This is a genomic window from Thermococcus sp. CX2, assembly GCF_012027555.1.
GTDB lineage: Archaea > Methanobacteriota_B > Thermococci > Thermococcales > Thermococcaceae > Thermococcus.
Genome location: NZ_SNUQ01000024.1, coordinates 1 through 222, shown reverse-complemented (window position 1 = coordinate 222; position 222 = coordinate 1). Strand labels below are relative to the sequence as shown.

Annotated in this window: 1 protein-coding gene; it reads left to right on the top strand. The window is 54.5% G+C overall.

What is annotated here, in order from left to right; translation table 11 throughout:
- On the top strand, positions 1-222 hold a 222-nt coding region (locus E3E23_RS10175; protein ID WP_305849842.1), incomplete at both ends, for a TCP-1/cpn60 chaperonin family protein.

The window sequence follows — 222 nt, the reverse complement described above, 5'->3', positions numbered from 1 at the left end:
CGGTTGTTATTCTGCCCGAGGGAACCCAGAGGTACGTTGGAAGGGACGCCCAGAGGCTCAACATTCTGGCCGCTAGGATAGTCGCCGAGACCATCAGGACCACCCTCGGTCCGAAGGGTATGGACAAAATGCTTGTTGACAGCCTTGGAGATGTTGTTATTACCAACGATGGAGCCACCATTCTCGACAGGATTGACCTCCAGCACCCTGCTGCTAAGATGA